We start from the raw sequence: 19221 nt of genomic DNA, 5'->3' as shown, positions 1-19221 counted from the left end.
GCGGACGTTCAGGCGCTCATCTCGTGTTTCGCCCACCAGGCATCCAGGTCACTGCGTCGGCAACGGAGCTGGCCGTTGGGCAGTTTGATGAGCTTGGGAGCCTTGCCACGGGCGCGCATGCGGTAGAACGCGGCGCGACTCATCTTGATCTCTTTGAGGACTTCGCGGAGTTCGAGCTTCTCGGTGCCAGCCAAGGCTGTGACCCCTTCTGTCTTCTTTCCTGCGGGAGATCCGCCACGTCCGCCACGCCGCCACATCGCAGGTCAGAGCCTTGATCGTGTGGCGGATAGCGGTTGTGTGGCGGATAGGTGCCGCCACACCCGGCGGAGTGCGGCGGCACTGAGCGAGCCGGTTCGGTCAGCCGGTGAGGGTGGGCTGTGTGGCGGTTTCCGCAGCCGTGTGGCGGATGACCGTGGCGGTATCCGCCACGGATTCACCCCCGCTGACCTGCGGTGTGGCGGACGTGGCGGACGTGGCGGATTCTGCGGGGGGTGGAGGGCAGTACCGCGTCCAGGCGTCCGTCAGGTCTTCCGCGTAGTACCCCTTGGGGAACCCGGACGGGGTGCGGATGCCGCGCGGCTTGATCGGCTTGTTGCCCGGGGTGACGTACTGACCGAGCATGCGGGCGAGGCTGCGGGCATTGATCGGCTTGTCGTCCAGGTCGCCCCATGGACTCTCGTCCATGCGAAGCAGGCACTCGATGATCGCGGCCGTCGGCATCCGGTCGATGCCGCAGAACACCTTGTCGCGCAGGTCGGTCAGCAACCGGACCCCGAGGGAGGCCTCATCGTTGTCGTGGGCCGCGCGGATCAACTCCAGGCAGGCGGCGCGGGCCCGGGTGGGCCAGTCGACCCCGACCGCGTCCGCGACGGCGAGCAGGGGCTCCCACACGTCAGCGGGTCGGTCGGAGACTCCGTCAGGCATTGCGGGCCAAGCTTCGGCGACCTGGTCGCGGACGGTATCGGCCCACTTGGCGAGCCGCTCGCGTAGAGCGTGTCCCTGCTTCTCGTGGGTGCGCTGACGGTAGGGCTCGACCTTCTCGTTCGGGGCGCGCTTGCGCATCCGGACGATGACCGAGCGTGTCAGCACGGTGTCGGGCAGCGAGCCGAGTCCTGCCATGGCCACTGCACAGTAGGAGTTGAAGACCTGCGCATTCTGGTTCGAGCCCTCACCGACGCAGCGCAGGGCGCCGCCGATGCGTCGGTAGCCGGCGTTCAGGAAGCCACGCAGGGCCTCATCGGCGCCGGCCTTGGGCCCGAAGATCGTGTCTACCTCGTCGAACAGCACGGTAGGCAGACCCTCGGCGGAGTCGACCAGCCGGTACAGGGCGTTGGCGGACGCGGACACCGTCGCGACCGGGCGGGGTGTGAGGAGTTCCACGATCTCCAGCGCGCGCGACTTGCCCGACCCCGGCTCCGGGGAGAGGAACGCGATTCGGGGTGTGGTCTCGAAACAGTCGATGAGGTGGGCGTGCGCGTCCCACAGAGCGACGGCGACGTATGCGGCTTCGGTGGGGAAGATGTTGAAGCGGCGGTGGAAGGCTTCCACCTCGTCCAGCAACGCGGCTCCGTTGATGGTGGGGGTCATGCGGCGGCACTTCCTTCCTGGGGGGTGCGGAGCGGGCAGGCGTCGCGGTGGGCGGTGTGGTCGGCGATGAGGGCGAGCACCTGGCGTTCGCCGACGGCGGTGCGGTGTCGGCCGCATAGGCACTGGGACGTCGCGGTCGGGGTGGCCTGGTACGGGGCGCTGACCTGGAGCATGGCGACGATGTACCGGCCGTCGCTCGTGTGCGGGTCAGGGCGAAGAGCAGTGCGGACGCCTTCGGCGGCGACCTTCGGTGCGCCCACGGCCGTGGTGTCCACAGGCTGTGGAGCGGCCGACGGGCCGTCCGGGGTGGCGGCGATGCTCTTCAGGCGGGGGCGGGGCGGGGCGCTCATGCCGCATCCCGGCGTACGGAGTTGTGGGCGATGGACCAGTTGAGGGCGCTGCGGAGGGTGGAGCGGCACTCGGACGCGGACAGTCCGGCCCCCTCTCCCGCCTCCTGAAGAGCCTGCTCAACCACACTCCTCGGGAGGTCGCCCCACGCGACGAACCGCCCCAGGGCGCGCGCCGCGCGGAACAACGCCCCTTCCCGCGCCCCGGGTTGGGCCGTGGTCACGTTCCACGTCTCGCTGTTGAGCGCTACATCCGCATATCGGCGTGATTGCCCCGCTACAACCCCTGAAGGCGCCTGAGACGCCCTGGGGGCCGGTTCGAGGATGCTTTGCAGCCACGAGGGCAGGGGAGCCGTCTCAGGGCCGCACAGGGCTTCGTAGGCTCCGGCGGGGGTGATGCTGCCCGCCGCGACCACGTACCCGCCCCATGCCCGGGTGTCGACCAACTTCCCCACGGTTCCTGCCGTGTTGGACAGCCGCACGCCGTCCGGGGCGGTGAAGTACAGGTGCTGTCCGCCGCTCGCGGTCCGCACCCGGTAGGTGTCGGGGACGGCGTGTCCGGCGCGCTCGCAGAGCGCCCCGAAGGTTGCCGCGCCGTCAGGCGTGTCCGAACTGCCTTTGTCCTTGGGCATGTCGAGGTCGACAACGAGCAGGCCGGAGGGTCCGGTGGCGATGCCAACGTTGAACGGCGCCCGGGACCAGGCGGCTTGAATGCGGTCGGGGTCGGTGGTGGCGCGCTGCTCCCACTTCAGGTGCCCGTTCGCGCACTCGCCAGTGAGGGTGCAGGCGGCCTCTCCGTGCAGGGCGGGCCGCTTGGTGCCAGGGCGGAGGGGGAAGACGTGCCAGCCGCGTTCGGCGGCGTCCAGGGCGGCGCGTAGCAGCGCGGACCGAGGGTCTTGGGTCATGCTGGATGTCTCCAGTTCCTTGACGGGTTCTGGCTGGACAAGGGCGACCCCGAGTTCTTGGCGGAATGGGGGGTCGCCCTTGGCGTAGCTAGTGCTGTGCGGCCCAGCGGGCGTATTGCTGGCGGACGTAGGCGCGCGGGTCGCAGATGGTCTCCACGCCGTCCAGTTCCATGAGGAAGTGGGCCAGCTCCAGGGCGTGTTCGTCGCGGTAGCGACCGCCGGGCGGGAGCTGGGCGGACCTGCGGTCGACGGCGGCCGCGCGGCGCAGCCACCATTCACGGTTGCGCTTGCCGGCGTGTGCCTGTGCCATGAGCCAGTCGAACTCCTGGCGTGGGTCGGGGGCGTTAGCGTAGGCCTGCTCGGGGGTGGGCCAGTCCTCGGCGGGCTCGGGGGTGGCGGGCTGGTGGTCGGCGCGGGCGTAGAGACGGTTTCGCTTGCGGTCACGGGTGGGGTAGACGGTCACGGTGCCGACCGTGAATGTGCGGTCGAGGGCGGCGACGATCGGCTCGGTTTCGGTGGGGTCGCAGATGACGCGGATCTCGAACACGGGCTCTCCTGCTCTGGCTGGTCAGCCGTTGAAGTGGTTGCGCTTGAAGGTCGCTTTGCGGATGTGGAAGGTGTTGCCGCCCTTGGCCTCGTGGGGCTTGAGGATCTGCACGGCGACGAACCCGCCGAAGCAGACGGCGGCGAGGGTGATGAGCTGGGTGATCAACGCGGTCAGGGCGGTGATGAAGGTGGTGAGCAGGAGCAGTCCGCCGCACACCGCGAGGAACCCGACGCCCCCCAGGGCGACGTTGACCGCCGCGCGGGAGACGGGCGGTTTCACCGAGACGACCGGGTCCGGCTGCATGGGGGTGAGCGAGTAGCCGGTGACGACGCGGCCGTCGGGCAGGACGATGCTCGCCACGGTCGGCAGGGTGCCCGGCTGGACGGGAACCAGCGGCGCCGGCGTCACGATGGCGGGCTGTATCGGGGTGGGCTGGTGGACTTCCACGGCCCCCTCGCGGGGCGTGTGGTGGGCGGGCTCGGGGTACATGCGGAATCCCTTCCAACGTCGGGTCAGGGAGGCGGGGACACCCCCTTCCGGGAGTGCCGTGGAGGGGGTTTCGGCGGGTTGACCTGGGGTGCCTCCCTGCCTCCCTGAACGATCATTCGTGCAGGTCAGAGCCAGTGAGGCGGGTCAGGGAGGGGGTGAGGGAGTTCTCCCTGCCTCCCTGACCCGCCGGGTGTCTGCTCCCTGTCATCCGTCGGCGGAAGCGGAACCCTCGCCGTCGCGGTCGGCGAGGGCGCGGGCGAGGCGGTCGCGGCCCACGACCATGACCCCGTCGGACTTGTACGGCTCCGCCCCGGTGCCGTCGAGGACGCGCTTGAGGTCGAGGAACGACCACTTGCCGTACGCGTCCGCGTTCAGCGCCGCGAGCCGCTTGAGGACGTCCTGGGTGCGCACCCTCGTTGCGTCGCCGACCACGGACGCGATGTCCGCGAGCGGGTCGCGCTCGGGGCCCTTGTCGATGGCGTGCAGGGTGGTCACCCCGTCCCGCAGCGCCTTCGCGCGCTCCGTGATCGCTTCGGCCGCGTCGTCGTCGATGTAGTGCGTCCGGACTGTGATGGACGACTGTCCGGCCGGAATGTCGATGCCGGAGGACGCGAGGACCAGGGTTCCCTGATCCAGGCCGGGGCGCAGGAGGTTGGGGGCGGCGCCGCCGTCGACCGCCTTGTCGCCGAGCGCCATGCGGGCCTGGGACTCGGTGCCCAGGGCGAGCGAGGCCCGGGTGTGCGCGCCCTCGCGGACCAGCTTGGGGAGGTTCTCGTTGGTGGGGTCCTGGGTGCCCTGCCACATCAGCACGTTGACCGCACGGCCCTGGTTGTGGATCTTGCGGACGGCCATGAAGTACCGGGAGTTGGCTTTCGAGCCGCCATACGGCCGCTTGTCGTCGTCCTTGGCCGGGCACATGAACGCCACCTGCGCCTCGTCGACCAGCACGATCAGCGGCGGGAACACGGTTCCGGGCGGGGCCTGGATACGGCGGTTCATCTCGTCCACCGCAGCCTCGACCATCTCGGTCACCTGGATGACGTGCTCATCCGTCGGACCCTGGATGAGGGTGTCGGCGAGACCGTCGAACATGGCCCAGTCCCCGACGCCCTTGAGGTCGCCCATCAGGAACCTGACCGACTTGTCGAGGGCCAGCCACAGCGCGAGGGAACGCAGCGCGACCGTCTTGCCCTGGTTCGACAGGCCGGTGATGAGCAGGTGGCGCTGATACAGGCTCAGCGCCGCCGCGTCTCCCCGCAGGTCCTGCCCCCACGGCGCCTTGCCGCTCTTGTAGTCGGCGGTCATGGTCTCGTCGGTGACCAGCGGGGACGGGCCGATCGGCTCGTCCAGCGCGCCGGAGTCGGCGACCCACAGCCGGACCGTGCGGGCCGCTTGCGGGATGGTGATGAACACCTCGTGCTCGTGCCGGGTGAGGTTCTCGGCCAGCTTGCGGCGTCGCTGCTGCACCTCGTTCGTGGAGACCCCGGACGGGAGCGTGACGTCGACCTCGACCCCGCACCCGGCGATGGTGATCGGACCGAGCATGGATGCGCCGGCGTCGCCCATTTCCTTGATGGCGTTGCGCAGGGCCGGTACGCCCAGGTCGCGCAGGGCTTTGACGACGATGGACGGGGTGATCGGCTCGCCCTCGCCGTTGCGGACGCCTGCGGGAAGCGCCCATTGGGGGGCGGCCTGCTGCTTGCTGCCGACCGCCCACAGCGCGAGCAGGGCGCACAGCGGCCCGAGCACCATCGCGTAGGGCCAGACGATCTGGACGATCCGGATCAGGGTGGCGATGAAGTCGATGACCGCCGTGATCGGGGTGATCACGTCGGTCACGTCGTGGCTGTTGATGGCCATGACGATGCCGAGGGCGAGCAGGCCGGCGACGCCCGTGCCGACGCCGACCCCGATGCCCTTGGCGGCATCGAGCGGGGAGTGGAGCAGGTCCATGCGGCGGCGGTGGCGTGCCTCGCGGAAGCGCTGACCGCGCTCTTCCCACTCGGCGGCGATCTCGTAGTTGCCCGCGGCTTCGGCGGCGCGCTGCATGCGCTCGTAGCGGGCCGGGGTGCGCGCGTCCCAGGTGCGGCGGGCCACGATCCGGCCCCCGTTGAACGTGTACAGGCCGTGCCGGGCAACCGCACGCACGGCCGTCTTGGTGTTCTCGTGGGTGACGGCGGTCGCGAGGGCGCGGCCGGAGCGCACCCACAGCGGGACCGGTGCGTCGGGGGCCGGTTCGGGGACCACGGTCAGCGTGGTCACGCTTCCCGACTCGGCTCCGTCGGCGTCGGGGGCGGGTTGGGGGTTCTTGTGCAGGTGGACGACGTTCTCGGACATGCTGAGAAAGCTCCTGACTGCCCCGAGTAGGGCGGGAGTTGAGGAAGGGTGCCGGGGTGGCCGGGTCCGTGGCAGGGACGGCCGCCCCGGCATCGAGGCGTGCGGGTCGCGGGTCAGGCGCCGGCGCAGCTGGTGGGCGCGCTCACCACCAGCGGGACGGCTTCTTGGGCACGAGGGTGGGGTGACCGTTGTTCAGGTGGTCGACGCACTGCGAGCAGTCCTCGCGGGGCTTCAGGCGCCGGTGAATGCTGCGGTCGTGGGCGTGCTGCCAGCACTGCGGGCACTCACCCGGAGGCGCCTCCTTGACCGCCACGGTCACCACCACCCCGAGGACTTCTTGGCCGCCTTCGCGTTGGCGGCCTCCGTGATGACCCGCTGCTTCTCGGTCTGCAACGCGGCCAGTTCGGCGGTCAGCCGGATCTGCACCGTGTTCCAGGCCTGCTCCAGCGCGCGTTCCGCGCGTCCGGCATCCTTGCTTCGCAGCGTCCGGTAGGAGCCGCCGACCAGGGCGCCCATGACCTTGCGCCGCTCGGCACTGTTGAGCGGCCACATCTCCTCGTTCTGCACCGCTTCGATCTTGCGTTCCGTCCGCTGGATCTCCTTGTCCAGGCGACGGGTGTTGGGCTTACCCATGGTCAGGACCCTCCTTGGGCTGTGTCGCAGGGTTCGCACGTGCCGATGGACGTGCGGATGACGTAGCCGACGTCACGCCGGCAGGCGGGGCAGATCCGGCGGGGGCGCATCATCGCCTCGTGCGCCCGCCACCGGGCCGGCGTCATCGGCCGGACGGGCTTGGCCAGGTCGACGCGGTACAGGTAGGCCACGGCGAGGCCGCGCGGGTGGCGCCACATCACCTGTACGGCCACCTCCTGACCGCCCGGACGCAAGCCCTGTGCCCTCAACTGGCGACGCGTGGCCAACCCGTCGGGGGCCATGTGGAGGGGGTAGGTCGGGATGCCGTACTTGGCGCCGTCCGGGTCCCAGAACCTGACGCTCATGCCACCACGCGCTTCCATGCGGCCCGGAGGCGGACCTCGGACGCGGAGTGGCCGGCCTGCCGGAAGCGGGTGGCCATCTCGCGGTACGACAGGGCCGGGGTCTGGCTGTGGCGGATCTCGTCGACCAGCAGGTCGAGCGCCTCGTCGGTGAGTGCGGGGGACGCGTCCAGCGCCGCAACTGGCTGAACGGGGCCCCACACGGGCAGTTCCCAGCGGGGTGTGACGTCGGGTGTGACGCGGTTCGTCACGCTGGTCAGCGCCCTGCCGGTGTCCTCGCCCTGCCGCGCGCTCTCCAGCGTCGACCAGGCCCGAGCGAGGGTCTTGGAGGTCTTGGCCTGGACGCGGGCGACGCGTGCCCCGGCGCCCGTCACGGCGGCGAGTCGAGTCTCCTCGGTGGTGGCGTCCGCCCGCAGTCGGGCGCGGGCCACGGCCGCCTCATCGCGGGCCTCTTGCTGGATGCCCCGGATCGCGTCCAGCGCGAGCGGGGTGAGCGCGGTGCGCTCCCACAGCCCGTGCACCAGCCACAGCGCTTTCGCGGCGATCGGCAGCCACGCGACGGCCAGCCACGCGCCGGCCGCCTGCTCGGCGGTGAGCGCGTGGGCGACCAGGACGCCGGAGGCGACCAGCCCGAACGACCAGCCGACGGCGGTCACGATGCGGTTGTGGTCACCCTGGGCGGCAAGGCGCCGCTCGTAGGCGAGGGTGGCCAGCCAACCCCCGTCGATGCCCAGACCCACGACCAGCGCGACGGGCCACGGCACGGACGTACCGAGCCACATCACGACCACGGCCAGGGTGAGCACCATGGACACGGCCGTCATCGCGACGGCGGGAAGCACGGTCTTGCCGTTACGGGCGTTCATGCCGCACCTCCGGTCACGCCGGCGGTGCGGTTGGCCAGCTCCCGACGTTCGGTCAATACGCGGCGGTGAGCCCGGCGGATGCGCCGCGCGTCCAGCTCACTCGGGGTGCGGTCGAGGGTGATGATCTGCGCATCGAGAAGGTCGACGTCCGCCAGGATGACGGGCATCTCCCGCTCGATCGCGTCCAGCTCCGCAGCCGTCGGCTCGATCCAGTCGGCGAACGCGGTAACAGCAGTCTGAACAGTGACGATGTGGTCCATTGGGTCGTGGTCTCCCTAGCAGGTGAAACGGCCCGAACAGCGGCCCCGGAGTTGCACCTCCGGGGCCGCGCGCCGTTGAAGTCGGAACATCCGGCTCCCCTCAGCGCTGCACGTGCGAGACGTGCAGCGGAGGCAACCGGCCCGCAGAACCGCTGCGGGATCGGTCGTTGCTGACCGCATACGGGACGCACCCGTATGCGCCCGCCCTCTCGCGCACGGCGATGGGGCGGTGGTCTTGCTTTGACACTCTGTTCAGTTCTCAACCAACGGGCGCTTCCTTCGTACTCACCCCTGGGGGCTTTCCTCCGGGCGCTGTCTGCACAGGCGGGCATACTTGCAGGTGTTGCACCACCTGTTCAGCTTGTTGGTACAAGCTGATGCAGTGATGCTGCACCTACGGACAGTGCGTCGTCAAGGGGGTTGGCCTACATGTACCAACAAGTTGCGCGAGTGCGTCATGATGAGGGCATGAACAAGCAGCCGAAGTACCGGCAAGTCGCCGATGTCCTGCGCCGCGAGATCGGCAACGGCACGTTCCCGCCGGGGTCGCGGCTGCCGTCCGAGAACGACCTGCAGCAGCGGTTCGACGCGTCCCGAAACACCGTCCGCAACGGGCTGAGTCTGCTGGTCAGTGAGGGACTGCTGACGTCCAGCCAAGGACTTGGCTACGAGGTCAAGTCTCACGAGGTGTTCGAGCTCAACGCGTCCCGGTTCGAAAATCTGAACTTCCCGCAGAACGGGGACTCGTACAACACCGACGTAACCAACGCGGGTCGACGGCCGCACCAGACGTTCCGGGTTGAGATGCTGCCGGCGCCGGAGGAGATCGCCCAGCGCCTGCACATCACGACAGGTACGAAGGCGGTATTGCGGTTTTGTCATCGCTATGTGGACGACGTCCCGTGGTCCACCCAAGCGACCTACTATCCGTCGTGGCTGGTCGACGCATCACCGCGACTGGCTGAGCCTGGAGACATCGAAGAGGGCACGACGCGGTACCTGGCGGCTCAAGGCATTGAGCAGGTCGGGTACTTCGACGAAATCGCCGCGCGGATGCCGACCCCGGAGGAGGCGCGGTTGCTGGAGATTGGAGCAGGCGTACCGGTGATGCTCTGGACGCGAACCGGCTACTCGGCTGACCGTCCGATCCGGTGCACCATCACGACCTTCCGGGGCGACCTGAACCGGATGAACTACGAGATCGGCGAGCTTGGCGCCCGGAGCGAGAACACGTGATCATCAGTCTTGCTGAGCCCCACGACGTAGCCAAGCTGTTGGCCTTCCGCGAGGAGGCTGCGACTTGGCTACGCGGTCTTGGCTCCGATCAGTGGAGTCGGCCGTACCCCGCTGACAAGCTGCTAGCCACGATCGAAGCTGGCACTGTGTTCATGCTTCGCGACGGGCACACAACCGCCGGCACCATCACGCTCACTCCGGATGCCGAAGACGGCCTCTGGACGGATGAGGAACTTGCCGAACCGTCGATGTTCATCAACAAGCTCACTGTCACTCGCGAGTACGCCGGGCAGAACCTTGGTGGTCGGCTTCTTGATTGGGCGGGTGACCGGGCACAACGGGCGGGGGCGCGGTGGATTCGGCTGGACGCGTGGACGACGAATGACGATCTCCAGCGGTACTACCTCGAACAGGGCTTCACGCACATTCGTACGGTCCGGGAAGGCGCTGCGGTCAACGGCGGTCCCCGGGTTTCCGGGTGGCTTGCGCAGCGACCAGCACGATCGGCAGACCACGGATTCACGGACCGGACGCCGGATCCGGTCCGGCTCTCATCTGCTGCCTGAGTCGGCCCGCCAGCGAGCCTCGCGGCCATCCTCCGGCCAAGATGGTGAGTCCGGCGGCACACAGCAACTCATAGACGCAGTTCAGACGCTGTCTGGCGGAGAAAAACCGGATGGTCTTGAAAACCGTCGTGGCAGCGATGTCACCGTGGGTTCAAATCCCACCGCCTCCGCGCAGGTCATAAGCGTTGCAGATCAGAAGGGGTGCCCCTCTCCGGAGAGGCACCCCTTCTGCGTTCACCCTGTCTCACCTCGACTCGCCCGTATCCCGGGTTTGACCAGTGCGTATGGGCCATCTGTGGGCCAGGGTCAGGACTCATCCCTCTCGTCCAGAGCCCGCGCGATCAGATCGTTTGAGTGCTGCTGACCACCCTTGAGGATGCAAGCTCGCGGAGAAGATCCTCGAAGTCATCCGGATCGCCCGCGCCATGGGCGTGCGCCGGCACCTTCGACGAAGCCATGACCATGCTCGACACCGCCGTACGGGTGGCCAAGCAACGCAAGATGGGCCACCAGGACCTGCTCGCCAAGGCCCACACCGACCTGCTGCCGATCAGCCCGCGCATCCCAGTCGATGCCGGGCCGGACTGGCTTGCCGTCCTCCCGCTCGATCTGCCCACTGCCCGGATCGCTCAAATGGCACTGCACAGGAGCGCTGCCTCCCGCTTGCTGCACAGCCGATACGTGCGCCGCCTTGCCGACACTGCTGTCTCCGGGCGTCCTGTGGCAGGGGCATTTCAAAGTCCCGGTGATCGCGTGAGTCCGCAGGTCGCGGCGGTGCGAGGAGTACGGGCCGGGCCGTCACGAACGCATCGAAGCTCCGGTTGAACGGGGTGACCTTCCCAGCTGGAGGAGGCGTTCCTCGTCCAGTTTGTGCAGCGCTGCCCTGACTGATCTCACGCCTCCTAGACGCCCGGGCCGGGCCGCAGGTCTTCTCCGAAACATGATCCCCGCCACATCCGCCCGCGCGGCAAACGGAACAGCGGTTCTGTATGGTGAGGGTCAACAAGCAGAACCATGATTCTTTTTGTAGGAGGCGCGGTGCCTCGACTCACCGACGCACGTAAGGAACTCCGGCGCGCCCAGATCACCGAGGCCGCCGTACGCTGCTTCAGCCGCAACGGCCTGGAGCGGACCTCGATCGCCGACATCACGGCCGAGTCCGGCCTGTCGACAGGATCGATCTACGCCCACTACCGCAACAAGGCCGAGCTGGTTCAGGCCTCCGCCCACGCGGTGCTCGCCAAACGCGCGGAGGTCCTCGGCGAGTACGCCGGGAGCGACACCCCGCCCGACCCCGACGAACTGCTCACCCGCCTGATCGCCGGCATCGACCCGGTCGAAGCCCGGGTCGGCGTGCAGACCTGGGGCGAGGCGACCAACAACCCGGCCATCCACGACATCGTCGTCGACACGATCGACCGGATGCGCGCGATGGTGCACGACAGCGTCACCGCCTGGCTGGTCAAGGTCGAACACCTCCAGCCGGCCGAGGCCCAGGAGCGCGCCACCCCGATCGCCCACCGGGTGCAGAGCCTCTACCTGGCCCAACTGCTGTACACCGCCCTGCAGTCACCGGCCGAGGAGACCGCGCCATGACCACCCTGACCGCTCCGTTCGCAGGCCGCACCGTTTTCCGGGTCGGCTACGGCGCCCTGCAACTCGAACGCCTGCACCACAGCCGCAGCGAGGCCGTCGCCCTGCTGCGCCGCGCGGTCTCGCTGGGCGTCGACCACGTGGACACCGCCCAGTTCTACGGCTTCGGGTTCGCGAACCAGGTCATCCGCGAGGCGCTGCGCCACGAGGACGGCGTCCTGGTCGTCACGAAGGTAGGGGCCGACCCCGACCCGGGCGGGCCTCTGCCACTGCGTCTCGCGCAGCGCCCCGAACAGCTTCGCGCCAGCGTCGAGGACAACCTGCGCAGCCTCGGCGTCGACCGGCTCCCTGTGGTCAACCTCCGCCGGCTCGACTCCGGCCCCGGCCTGCGCCCCGACGGCGACCAGGTGGTCGACCTCGACGACCAGCTCGAAGTGATGACCACCCTGCGCGACGAGGGCAAGATCGGCGCGATCGGCCTTAGCTGCGTCACCCTCGACGGCCTTCGCCGCGCCCTGCCGGCGGGCATCGCCTGCGTGCAGAACGCCTACAGCCTCGTCTCCCGCGACGACGAGGACCTGCTGCGGCTGTGCGCGGCCCAGGGCATCGCCTGGGTGCCGTTCTTCCCACTCGGCGGGTCCTTCCCGGGCCTGCCCAAGGCGACCGACGACCCGGCGGTGCACGCCGTGGCCGAATCCCTGGGCGTCACACCCTCCCAGGTCGGCCTCGCCTGGCTACTGCACCGCGCCCCCAACGTGCTGCTCATCCCCGGCACCGCCAACCCCGCTCACCTCGAGGCCAACACGGCCGCTGGCGGGATCACTCTCGACGCCGCCACCCTGGCCACCCTCGACGCCATTGAGTCCCGCTCCGCCGAAGTCCCCATCGGCTGACCAGCCCCCCGACCAGGACGGAATCATGAAAGCCATCGTCTACCGCGACAACGGCGGCCCCGACGTTCTTCGGCTCGTCGACCGCGACCTGCCCGTGCCCGGCCCCGGCGAGGTCCGCGTCCGGGTCGCCGTGTCCGGGATCAACCCGACCGACTGGCAGGCCCGCTCCGGCCCCGCCCATACCAAGCAGTTCTCCGAGGTCACCCCGCACCTGGACGGCGCCGGCGTGATCGACGCCGTCGGTGAGGGAGTCGACCGGAGCCGGGTCGGCCAGCGGGTCTGGCTGTTCATGGCTGCCGCCGGGCGGCCCACCGGCACCGCCGCCGAGTTCACCGTCGTACCGGCCGAGCGGGCCGTGCCGCTGCCCGACGAGGCCGGCTTCGACGTCGGCGCCGCACTCGGCGTCCCCGCGCTGACCGCGCACCGCGCGCTCACCGTCGCCGAGGACGGCCCGCGCCGCCTGCGGCCGGGGGCGCTGGACGGCACGGTCGTGCTCGCCGCCGGCGGGGCCGGGGCGGTCGGGCACGCCGTGATCCAGCTCGCCCGCTGGGCCGGCGCGACCGTGATCAGCACGGTCAGCGGACCGGAGAAGGCCCGACTGGCCACCGCCGCCGGCGCCCACCACGTGGTCAACTATCGAGAGGGGGATCCGGCCGCCGAGATCCGCAGGATCGCCCCGGACGGCGTCGACATCGTCGCCGAAGTGGCGCTCGGCGCGAACATCGCACTGGACCTGGCCGTGCTGCGGGCGCGCGGCACGATCGCGACCTACGCCAACGACGGCGGCAAGCCGGTCGAACTGGACGTGCGGCACAACATGGTGCTCAACACGCGCCTCCAGTTCCTGGTGCTCTACACGGCCGGTCCGCAGGCGCGCGCCGCGGCCGCCGAGGACATCGCCGCCGCGGTCCGCGACGGCGCCCTGCCGGTCGGCGAGGAACACGGCCTGCCACTGACCCGCTTTCCGCTCCACCGCACCGCCGACGCGCACCGCGCGGTGGAGAGCGGCACAGTCGGCAAGGTCCTGGTGGACATCACGTCCTGACGCCACAGTGCGCCCCACCTCGCCGTGACGGCAGATCCCGCCCGGGACCGGCGCTGTCAGCCGGCGGCGGCCTCGGCAGCGTGAAGTGCGTCCAGGAGCGCGGTCTGTTGCTCGGTCAGCTTCCCTTCGGTGCGGGCCTTCGCCTGCTTGCGCAGCCACGCGCCGGGCCGGAAGGACGGGTCGTCGCCCAGGCCGGTGCGGTTGACGGGGCCGGTGACGGTGCCGCCGGCGGCGAGGTAGCCGAGCGTCCGGCGGTAGGAGCGGTTCCAGTCGGGGGCCAGGCACCACAGCGGGTCCATGGCGGTGAGCTCGGCGTCCAGGCCGCGGTCGAGCTCGTCGGCCTTGCGCTGGCAGGTGCATTGCAAAGTCCCGGTGATCGTGTGAGTCCGCAGGTCGCGGCGGTGCGAGGAGTACGGGCCGGGCCGTCACGAACGCATCGAAGCTCCGGTTGAACGGGGTGACCTTCCCAAGTCGCCTCGCACCACCGGAGCTTCGATGTGTCGCCAGTCTGCCACCGTCTGCCTGATCAAGTCGCCCGCTGTGGAAGGCGTGGCGGGTTTGTCGCTGGTGGAGCGGTTGCGGGTGCTGCCGGATCCGCGTCGGCGTCGAGGGGTGCGTCACCCGTTCGTGGCGGTGCTGCTGGTTGCCGCCTCGGCGGTGGTCGCCGGCGCGCGTTCGTATGCGGCCATCGGCCAGTGGTCCGCGAACGCTCCGCAGCACACTCTGTCCCGCCTGGGCGCTCGGGTGGTGGGGGTGTTGGGCGTGCGCGTCGCTCCGAGTGCCGCCACGATCCGGCGGGTTATCGGCCTGGTCTGCCCCGGCGGCCTGGCCGACCTGACCGGCGCCGATCCAGCGGGATCGGACTCGGTGGCCGTCGACGGCAAGGCCGCCCGCGGCTCCCGGCACAACAACACGCCCGCCGCCCACCTGCTGGCCGCGATGACCGGCGACGGCCGTACTGTCACCCAGCTACGGGTCCCCGACAAGACCAACGAAATCACCTGCTTTGCCGTGCTACTGGTGCCCTTCGACCTGACCGGGGTTACCGTCACCGCCGACGCCCTGCACACCCAGCGCGCCCACGCGCGCTTCCTGGTCGAGGAGAAGAAGGCCCATTACCTGCTGGTGGTCAAGGCCAACCAGCCCGAACTCCACCGCCGGCTACGGTCGCTGCCGTGGGAGGACGTCACCGCACGCCGCTACGACCGCGAGATCGGCCACGGCCGCCGGGAGACCCGGGTGACCAGGGCCCTCACGGTGACCGATCTCGGCCTGGACTTCCCCTACGCTGACCAGGCTGTACGCATCCTGCGCTACCGCACCGACCTCACGACCGGTGCCGTCAGCCGCCAGACCGTGTACGCGATCACGGACCTGACCTCGCATCAGGCATCGCCCCAGCGCCTGGGCCGGCTGGCCAGGTCGCAGTGGACCATCGAGAACCGGCTCCACTTCGTCCGTGACACCGCCTTCGCCGAGGATGCCTCGAAGATCCACACTGGTCACGGTCCCGAGAACATGTCGACCCTGCGCAACCTGGCGATCAACGCGCTCCGCGGCGCCGGACACCGCACCATCGCAGCCGGCATCCGGCACGCCTCCTACGAGTGCGACCGCTTAGCGTGCAGGTCAGAGAAGGTGCCTCCCGCGATCACTTGTCGGTCTTGGAAACCGTCGTGGCAGCGATGTCACCGTGGGTTCAAATCCCACCGCCTCCGCGGAAGTGACGTAGGGCCTGTTGACCCGGGGCGCCGGATCTTTTCCGGCGTCCCGGGTCTCTTGTAGGGCAAGGCGACACACCACTCCCGTATCGGCTTCCTCGGCTGCACCCTCGTATCGGCGGTGCTTCTCACCGCGTGCAGTTCGGGAAACCACGCCGACTCCGGTAGGGCGCCCAAGGCGCCCCCGACCCGGGCCGGCGCCTCGGCTCAGCAGGAGAGGAAGCTCGGGGCGGCAGCCTGGGCCGGCCTCGGCGCGGCCGTCGGAGACTCGGCTCCGACGTCCGGACCGGAGCGGGTGTCGGGCGGTGTGCACGACGATCCGGATCTCACCCGGGGTACCGCCTACCGCCTCACCGTGGCCTGCGCGGGCAGCGGGACCGTCGACATCGGGTTCGTCCCGGCGAGTACGGCCGCCAGGAAGCGCGTGTCCTGCGACGGCGTACCGGTCCGGGAGCGCTTCACACCGAAGGCCGCCGGCGTTCGTCCCGACGTGACGGCCGAGCCCGGCGCCACCGGGATGATCGCCTGGCGTGTCGAGACGATGGGTCGAAGCTCGTGGTCCCGAAGACGAGTCAGAGCTCGTAGTCCCGCGCCAGCCCCGCCCAGTCCACCTCCCGCACCCCTGTCTCCGCATCGCATTCGTACGGCACATGAGGCGTCGACTGGAACCAGATCACCGTGAGCGTCGAGCGGTACGACACCGGATCGTGCTTCGGATCGAGGGCAGTGGAGCGGAAACTGCCGATGCAGGCCACCGTCGGCAGCACCTCGACCGGGCCGAACGCGCCGGCGTACTGGTCCGGATACTCACGCGGTGGCGGCACGAGGTGGACCGGCGCCGTGGGGAAGGTGCGTTCGGCGATGCCCAACAGGTCCCTGATGACCATGTCGTTGACCGGTTTGCACGGGTAGCCCTCGAGCATTCCGCCGTACGTCGACGACAGTTGCAGCCCGGCGAGGTCGACGGCGCGGCCGGAGGTGAGGACCACGCGGCTCAGCGACATGGTCCGCACTCTGGGGCGGTGGTGCATCAGGTTCCTTTGTATTTCTGGGTGCAGCTGTATTTCCGGGTGCGGCGGTGCTCTTGGAACTCAGGGCCGATGCCCCGTCATCCGCGCCGCCGACGCGATGGTCGCCCGCGCCTCGCGTTCGGACAGGCCGGTGTTGAGGGCCGCGTCGATCAAGGGGGCGACCAGGGCGGGGCCGATGCCGTTCTCGTAGGCGCGGCAGGCGGCCCAGAACAGGCGCGTGTTGCGCTGGCCCTCGTGGGCGGCGAGGACGAACTGGACGAGGCCCTGGCCGTGGTCGCCGGCCGAGGGATGGGTCGCGGGGTGCGTGGGGCGCGGGGGCGGGAGCAGGAGGCGCAGGAGGGCCGGGGGGCAGGCCGCGGGGGTGAGGTGGGCCGTGCCGGGGGCCGTCGAGTAGACCCCGTGGTCGGTGCGGGAGCCGGGGCCGACCAGGTAGCCGCCGGCGCCTCGGATGTCGATGCCGGGGGCCAGGCGGCCGGCCGAGTTGGGGACCGCGTTGTCCGACGGGCCGGTCAGCCAGAGGTGGCGGCCGCCGCTGGGGGTGAGGACGACGACCGTCTCGGGGATGGTGAACAGGTGGCGCAGGGCCAGTTCGCGCAGGGCGGCCGAGGAGTCCGTGCCGGTCTTGGTGTCCAGGTCGATGCCGATCAGGTGGTGGGGCGGCAGCCCGCAGGCGATGCCGTAGCCGGTGGCCCAGGGCGCGGCGGCGAACAGTTCGCGGATGCGTGCCGGGTCGGTCGAGGCGTCGTACACCCCGTGGCCGAGGCGGCCGCACTCGCCGTGGCAGCGGTGGGGGTCCGGGTCGTCGCGGTGGGGGGAGCGCAGGGCCGGGAGTTTCGTCCGGGACAGGGGGATGACGGCCAGTCCGCGCTCGGCGGCGGACAGGGCGTGTGCGAGGGCCAGCGTCGTGGCCTGCCGGTCGGTGGTGGCCATGCCTCCATGTTCGTACGTACGTTCGAAAAAAGGAAGAGGAGTCATGCGCGACGCGCCGGGTCGGAGGGATTGGCTGGAATTGTGCAGGAACGATTCGTCTCTTATGCGGCACGAGTCCGAGTCGCAGCTTCTGTTCTTACTTGCGGGTTAGAGGTAGCGAAAGGGGTTTATCGACTTGTCGTAGCACTTGAGTGGGAATGACTGCTTCCGGGGTGGTTCGCGGGGGATTCGGTGGGCAACCCTGTTCTCGCGACGTCGTGTACAAACACCGAGGCGGTCGGCCAACTGCCCTGGTAACAGCCTTACTTGACGTACTTCCGGCAAAGAAGCCGGGTTCTGGAGGAAGAAACATGGCAAGCATCCGTACCGCCCGCGTCATCGCCGCCGTCTCCGCCCTCCCGCTCGCAGCCGCCCTGTTCACCGGTGTCGCGGCGGCGGACAACGGCGCCCTCGCGGACGACGGATCGAACGCGGGTGTCGCGAGCGTCGTCGGCAGCGGTGTCGGCCACGACAACTACGGCAACTCGTCCACCACGCAGCAGAACGCCGTCGGCTCCGGCGCCTCGAACCAGAGCAACACCGCGCAGGTCAACGGCTCCGCGTTCACGGCCATCCAGCAGGGCAACAAGAACGTCGCCATCCGCTTCGGCCACCTGTGGTGATCCGGCGGCCCTGACTCCTGGTGGTTCGGGAGTCCCGGGCCCGGGGGGCGGAGTGCTGTGGGGGTGCGACGCGCCTGTGCGGCGGTGCTTCGGCGCCGTCGCACAGGCGTTTTCGCTTATGCGGAACCCGTCTTGACAGTGCATCGGATCTGACGGACAGTCAGAAACTCTCGTCGAGATGGTGGGAACCCGACGGGCGGCTGCGGTGTACCAGAAGTGTCCATGCAATGCGGCGCGGGACGAGGGGGCGAGGGTGACCGAGAAGCTGAGGGCGATCGACGAGCTGGGCGCACGGCTGAAGACCTACGAGGGCCGGCCCGCCGCCGTTGCCGGCCGGGGCAAGGACCCCGTCAACCTGCCCATGATCCGGCACTGGTGCGAGGCCATGGGCGACACCGGTCCGGCCTACGAGGGCCCGGACGCCATCGCTCCACCGACCATGCTTCAGGCGTGGACCATGGGCGGCCTCTCGGGCCACGAGGGACGCAGCGCGGCCTACGACGAGTTGCTCACCCTGCTCGACGACGCGGGCTGCACCTCGGTCGTCGCCACGGACTGCGAGCAGGAGTACGTCAGAGCGCTGAGGCCGGGCGACGAGGTCACGTTCGACACGCTGATCGAGTCGGTGTCGGAGCGCAAGACGACCAAGCTGGGCACCGGGTACTTCGTCACGACGCGCACGGACATTCGGGTCGGTCAGGAACTCGCCGGCACCCACCGCTTCCGCATCCTCAAGTACGCCCCGGCACCACGGAAACAGCCCCCGAGGCCGAAGCGGCCCCGCCCGGTGGTCAACAGGGACAACGCCGGCTTCTGGGAGGGAGTCGAGCAGCGCCGCCTCCTCGTCCAGCGCTGCACCGACTGCGCGACCCTCCGATTCCCCTGGCTGCCCGGCTGCAACAGCTGCGGCTCCCCCGACTGGGACACGGTCGAGGCGAGGGGCGAGGGCACCGTCTACTCGTACGTCGTCATGCACCACCCGCCCTTCCCGGCCTTCACAGCATCCGATCAGGCCGCGGACGCGGCGGGGCCTTACGCGGTCGCGCTCATCGAACTGGCCGAGGGCATACGGATCATCAGCAATGTCATCGGGCTGCCCTACGACAAGGTGCGCATAGGCCTGCCCGTCCGTCTCGAATTCCGGTCCTACGACGAGTTGGTGCTGCCCGTGTTCCGCGCCCTGGAGGAGGCCGTATGAGGAGGGAGGCTCC

Annotated in this window: 24 protein-coding genes; 9 read left to right on the top strand and 15 right to left on the bottom strand. The window is 69.8% G+C overall.

Features of this window, described 5'->3' with window-relative positions:
* Window positions 1–8: 8 nt before the first annotated feature.
* The 12 genes from ACWC09_RS17185 to ACWC09_RS17130 all read right to left on the bottom strand — a co-directional run bounded on the left by ACWC09_RS17185 (window position 9) and on the right by ACWC09_RS17130 (window position 8333).
* Window positions 9–194 carry a helix-turn-helix transcriptional regulator gene (locus ACWC09_RS17185; RefSeq protein WP_450851350.1) on the bottom strand — a complete coding sequence of 62 codons (186 nt, stop codon included), beginning with the start codon at window positions 192–194 and terminating at the stop codon, window positions 9–11.
* A gap of 163 nt (window positions 195–357) precedes the next feature.
* Window positions 358–1587 carry a DUF3631 domain-containing protein gene (locus tag ACWC09_RS17180; protein WP_450851349.1) on the bottom strand — a complete coding sequence of 410 codons (1230 nt, stop codon included), beginning with the start codon at window positions 1585–1587 and terminating at the stop codon, window positions 358–360.
* The gene (locus ACWC09_RS17175) at window positions 1584–1937 is read right to left on the bottom strand and encodes a hypothetical protein (RefSeq protein WP_450851348.1); all 354 of its coding nucleotides are present in this window, start codon (window positions 1935–1937) and stop codon (window positions 1584–1586) included. The genes ACWC09_RS17180 and ACWC09_RS17175 overlap by 4 nt, the downstream gene beginning before the upstream one ends.
* Window positions 1934–2839 (bottom strand): bifunctional DNA primase/polymerase, encoded by a 906-nt coding sequence (locus tag ACWC09_RS17170; RefSeq protein WP_450851347.1) that lies wholly within the window; start codon window positions 2837–2839, stop codon window positions 1934–1936. Before ACWC09_RS17170 ends, ACWC09_RS17175 begins: the two co-directional genes overlap by 4 nt.
* An 88-nt stretch (window positions 2840–2927) precedes the next feature.
* Complete coding sequence (locus ACWC09_RS17165; RefSeq protein ID WP_450851346.1) at window positions 2928–3386, bottom strand: hypothetical protein; 459 nt, start codon at window positions 3384–3386, stop codon at window positions 2928–2930.
* A 21-nt stretch (window positions 3387–3407) separates the two neighbouring features.
* Window positions 3408–3875 carry a hypothetical protein gene (locus ACWC09_RS17160; protein ID WP_450851345.1) on the bottom strand — a complete coding sequence of 156 codons (468 nt, stop codon included), beginning with the start codon at window positions 3873–3875 and terminating at the stop codon, window positions 3408–3410.
* A 204-nt stretch (window positions 3876–4079) separates the two neighbouring features.
* Window positions 4080–6212 (bottom strand): FtsK/SpoIIIE domain-containing protein, encoded by a 2133-nt coding sequence (locus ACWC09_RS17155; RefSeq protein ID WP_450851344.1) that lies wholly within the window; start codon window positions 6210–6212, stop codon window positions 4080–4082.
* A 142-nt stretch (window positions 6213–6354) separates the two neighbouring features.
* Window positions 6355–6531: a pRL2-8 gene (locus tag ACWC09_RS17150; RefSeq protein WP_450851398.1), complete on the bottom strand. Its 177-nt coding sequence runs from the start codon at window positions 6529–6531 to the stop codon at window positions 6355–6357.
* A complete protein-coding gene (locus tag ACWC09_RS17145) occupies window positions 6528–6845 on the bottom strand; it encodes a hypothetical protein (RefSeq protein WP_450851343.1) in 318 nt (105 codons plus the stop codon). The genes ACWC09_RS17150 and ACWC09_RS17145 overlap by 4 nt, the downstream gene beginning before the upstream one ends.
* 2 nt (window positions 6846–6847) lie before the next feature.
* On the bottom strand, window positions 6848–7210 hold the full coding sequence (locus ACWC09_RS17140; protein WP_450851342.1) for an RRQRL motif-containing zinc-binding protein: 363 nt from the start codon (window positions 7208–7210) through the stop codon (window positions 6848–6850).
* Window positions 7207–8073, bottom strand: coding sequence for a protein spdB (locus tag ACWC09_RS17135; protein WP_450851341.1), 867 nt, complete (start codon window positions 8071–8073; stop codon window positions 7207–7209). Before ACWC09_RS17135 ends, ACWC09_RS17140 begins: the two co-directional genes overlap by 4 nt.
* Window positions 8070–8333 carry a DUF6284 family protein gene (locus ACWC09_RS17130; protein WP_450851340.1) on the bottom strand — a complete coding sequence of 88 codons (264 nt, stop codon included), beginning with the start codon at window positions 8331–8333 and terminating at the stop codon, window positions 8070–8072. Before ACWC09_RS17130 ends, ACWC09_RS17135 begins: the two co-directional genes overlap by 4 nt.
* Before the next feature lie 468 nt (window positions 8334–8801).
* On the opposite strand from ACWC09_RS17130, the gene ACWC09_RS17125 reads away from it, so the two are divergent.
* From ACWC09_RS17125 to ACWC09_RS17100, 6 genes are all read left to right on the top strand, one after another.
* Window positions 8802–9569: a GntR family transcriptional regulator gene (locus ACWC09_RS17125; RefSeq protein WP_450851339.1), complete on the top strand. Its 768-nt coding sequence runs from the start codon at window positions 8802–8804 to the stop codon at window positions 9567–9569.
* Entirely contained in the window at window positions 9566–10135 is a 570-nt protein-coding gene (locus ACWC09_RS17120) for a GNAT family N-acetyltransferase (protein ID WP_450851338.1), read from the top strand. The genes ACWC09_RS17125 and ACWC09_RS17120 overlap by 4 nt, the downstream gene beginning before the upstream one ends.
* 354 nt (window positions 10136–10489) lie before the next feature.
* On the top strand, window positions 10490–10960 hold the full coding sequence (locus ACWC09_RS17115) for a hypothetical protein (RefSeq protein ID WP_450851337.1): 471 nt from the start codon (window positions 10490–10492) through the stop codon (window positions 10958–10960).
* Window positions 10961–11173: 213 nt separating this feature from the next.
* The gene (locus tag ACWC09_RS17110; protein ID WP_450851336.1) at window positions 11174–11731 is read left to right on the top strand and encodes a TetR/AcrR family transcriptional regulator; all 558 of its coding nucleotides are present in this window, start codon (window positions 11174–11176) and stop codon (window positions 11729–11731) included.
* Window positions 11728–12621 carry an aldo/keto reductase gene (locus tag ACWC09_RS17105; RefSeq protein ID WP_450851335.1) on the top strand — a complete coding sequence of 298 codons (894 nt, stop codon included), beginning with the start codon at window positions 11728–11730 and terminating at the stop codon, window positions 12619–12621. The genes ACWC09_RS17110 and ACWC09_RS17105 overlap by 4 nt, the downstream gene beginning before the upstream one ends.
* Before the next feature lie 25 nt (window positions 12622–12646).
* A complete protein-coding gene (locus ACWC09_RS17100; RefSeq protein WP_382179344.1) occupies window positions 12647–13666 on the top strand; it encodes an NADPH:quinone reductase in 1020 nt (339 codons plus the stop codon).
* Window positions 13667–13722: 56 nt separating this feature from the next.
* Here ACWC09_RS17100 and ACWC09_RS17095 read toward each other — a convergent pair whose 3' ends face one another.
* The gene (locus ACWC09_RS17095; protein WP_450851334.1) at window positions 13723–14031 is read right to left on the bottom strand and encodes a hypothetical protein; all 309 of its coding nucleotides are present in this window, start codon (window positions 14029–14031) and stop codon (window positions 13723–13725) included.
* 130 nt (window positions 14032–14161) lie between these two features.
* Between ACWC09_RS17095 and ACWC09_RS17090 the strand changes: the two genes are divergently transcribed.
* A complete protein-coding gene (locus ACWC09_RS17090; protein ID WP_450851333.1) occupies window positions 14162–15451 on the top strand; it encodes an ISAs1 family transposase in 1290 nt (429 codons plus the stop codon).
* Between the two features lie 508 nt (window positions 15452–15959).
* Here the strand turns inward: ACWC09_RS17090 and ACWC09_RS17085 are convergent.
* Both ACWC09_RS17085 and ACWC09_RS17080 read right to left on the bottom strand, forming a co-directional pair.
* Window positions 15960–16391, bottom strand: a complete 432-nt coding sequence (locus ACWC09_RS17085; RefSeq protein ID WP_450851332.1) for a hypothetical protein — start codon at window positions 16389–16391, stop codon at window positions 15960–15962.
* An 87-nt stretch (window positions 16392–16478) separates the two neighbouring features.
* Window positions 16479–17348, bottom strand: coding sequence for a bifunctional DNA primase/polymerase (locus ACWC09_RS17080; protein WP_450851331.1), 870 nt, complete (start codon window positions 17346–17348; stop codon window positions 16479–16481).
* Between the two features lie 350 nt (window positions 17349–17698).
* Between ACWC09_RS17080 and ACWC09_RS17075 the strand changes: the two genes are divergently transcribed.
* Complete coding sequence (locus tag ACWC09_RS17075; RefSeq protein WP_450851330.1) at window positions 17699–18010, top strand: hypothetical protein; 312 nt, start codon at window positions 17699–17701, stop codon at window positions 18008–18010.
* A gap of 265 nt (window positions 18011–18275) precedes the next feature.
* Entirely contained in the window at window positions 18276–19208 is a 933-nt protein-coding gene (locus ACWC09_RS17070) for a bifunctional MaoC family dehydratase N-terminal/OB-fold nucleic acid binding domain-containing protein (protein WP_450851397.1), read from the top strand.
* The last annotated feature ends 13 nt before the right edge of the window (window positions 19209–19221 follow it).

This window comes from Streptomyces sp. NPDC001617, assembly GCF_053596855.1.
Note: the sequence above shows the minus strand (reverse complement) of the source record. Positions and strands in the feature narration are given on the sequence as shown.

Bases quoted from the DNA above. Each gene is read 5' to 3' on its own strand.
- ACWC09_RS17090 (WP_450851333.1), top strand. From the start codon at position 14,162: ATGTGTCGCCAGTCTGCCACCGTCTGCCTGATCAAGTCGCCCGCTGTG.
- ACWC09_RS17140 (WP_450851342.1), bottom strand. From the start codon at position 7,210: ATGAGCGTCAGGTTCTGGGACCCGGACGGCGCCAAGTACGGCATCCCG.
- ACWC09_RS17170 (WP_450851347.1), bottom strand. From the start codon at position 2,839: ATGACCCAAGACCCTCGGTCCGCGCTGCTACGCGCCGCCCTGGACGCC.
- ACWC09_RS17135 (WP_450851341.1), bottom strand. From the start codon at position 8,073: ATGAACGCCCGTAACGGCAAGACCGTGCTTCCCGCCGTCGCGATGACG.
- ACWC09_RS17085 (WP_450851332.1), bottom strand. From the start codon at position 16,391: ATGTCGCTGAGCCGCGTGGTCCTCACCTCCGGCCGCGCCGTCGACCTC.
- ACWC09_RS17145 (WP_450851343.1), bottom strand. From the start codon at position 6,845: ATGGGTAAGCCCAACACCCGTCGCCTGGACAAGGAGATCCAGCGGACG.
- ACWC09_RS17180 (WP_450851349.1), bottom strand. From the start codon at position 1,587: ATGACCCCCACCATCAACGGAGCCGCGTTGCTGGACGAGGTGGAAGCC.
- ACWC09_RS17125 (WP_450851339.1), top strand. From the start codon at position 8,802: ATGAACAAGCAGCCGAAGTACCGGCAAGTCGCCGATGTCCTGCGCCGC.
- ACWC09_RS17175 (WP_450851348.1), bottom strand. From the start codon at position 1,937: ATGAGCGCCCCGCCCCGCCCCCGCCTGAAGAGCATCGCCGCCACCCCG.
- ACWC09_RS17105 (WP_450851335.1), top strand. From the start codon at position 11,728: ATGACCACCCTGACCGCTCCGTTCGCAGGCCGCACCGTTTTCCGGGTC.
- ACWC09_RS17160 (WP_450851345.1), bottom strand. From the start codon at position 3,875: ATGTACCCCGAGCCCGCCCACCACACGCCCCGCGAGGGGGCCGTGGAA.
- ACWC09_RS17080 (WP_450851331.1), bottom strand. From the start codon at position 17,348: ATGGCCACCACCGACCGGCAGGCCACGACGCTGGCCCTCGCACACGCC.
- ACWC09_RS17130 (WP_450851340.1), bottom strand. From the start codon at position 8,333: ATGGACCACATCGTCACTGTTCAGACTGCTGTTACCGCGTTCGCCGAC.
- ACWC09_RS17075 (WP_450851330.1), top strand. From the start codon at position 17,699: ATGGCAAGCATCCGTACCGCCCGCGTCATCGCCGCCGTCTCCGCCCTC.
- ACWC09_RS17155 (WP_450851344.1), bottom strand. From the start codon at position 6,212: ATGTCCGAGAACGTCGTCCACCTGCACAAGAACCCCCAACCCGCCCCC.
- ACWC09_RS17100 (WP_382179344.1), top strand. From the start codon at position 12,647: ATGAAAGCCATCGTCTACCGCGACAACGGCGGCCCCGACGTTCTTCGG.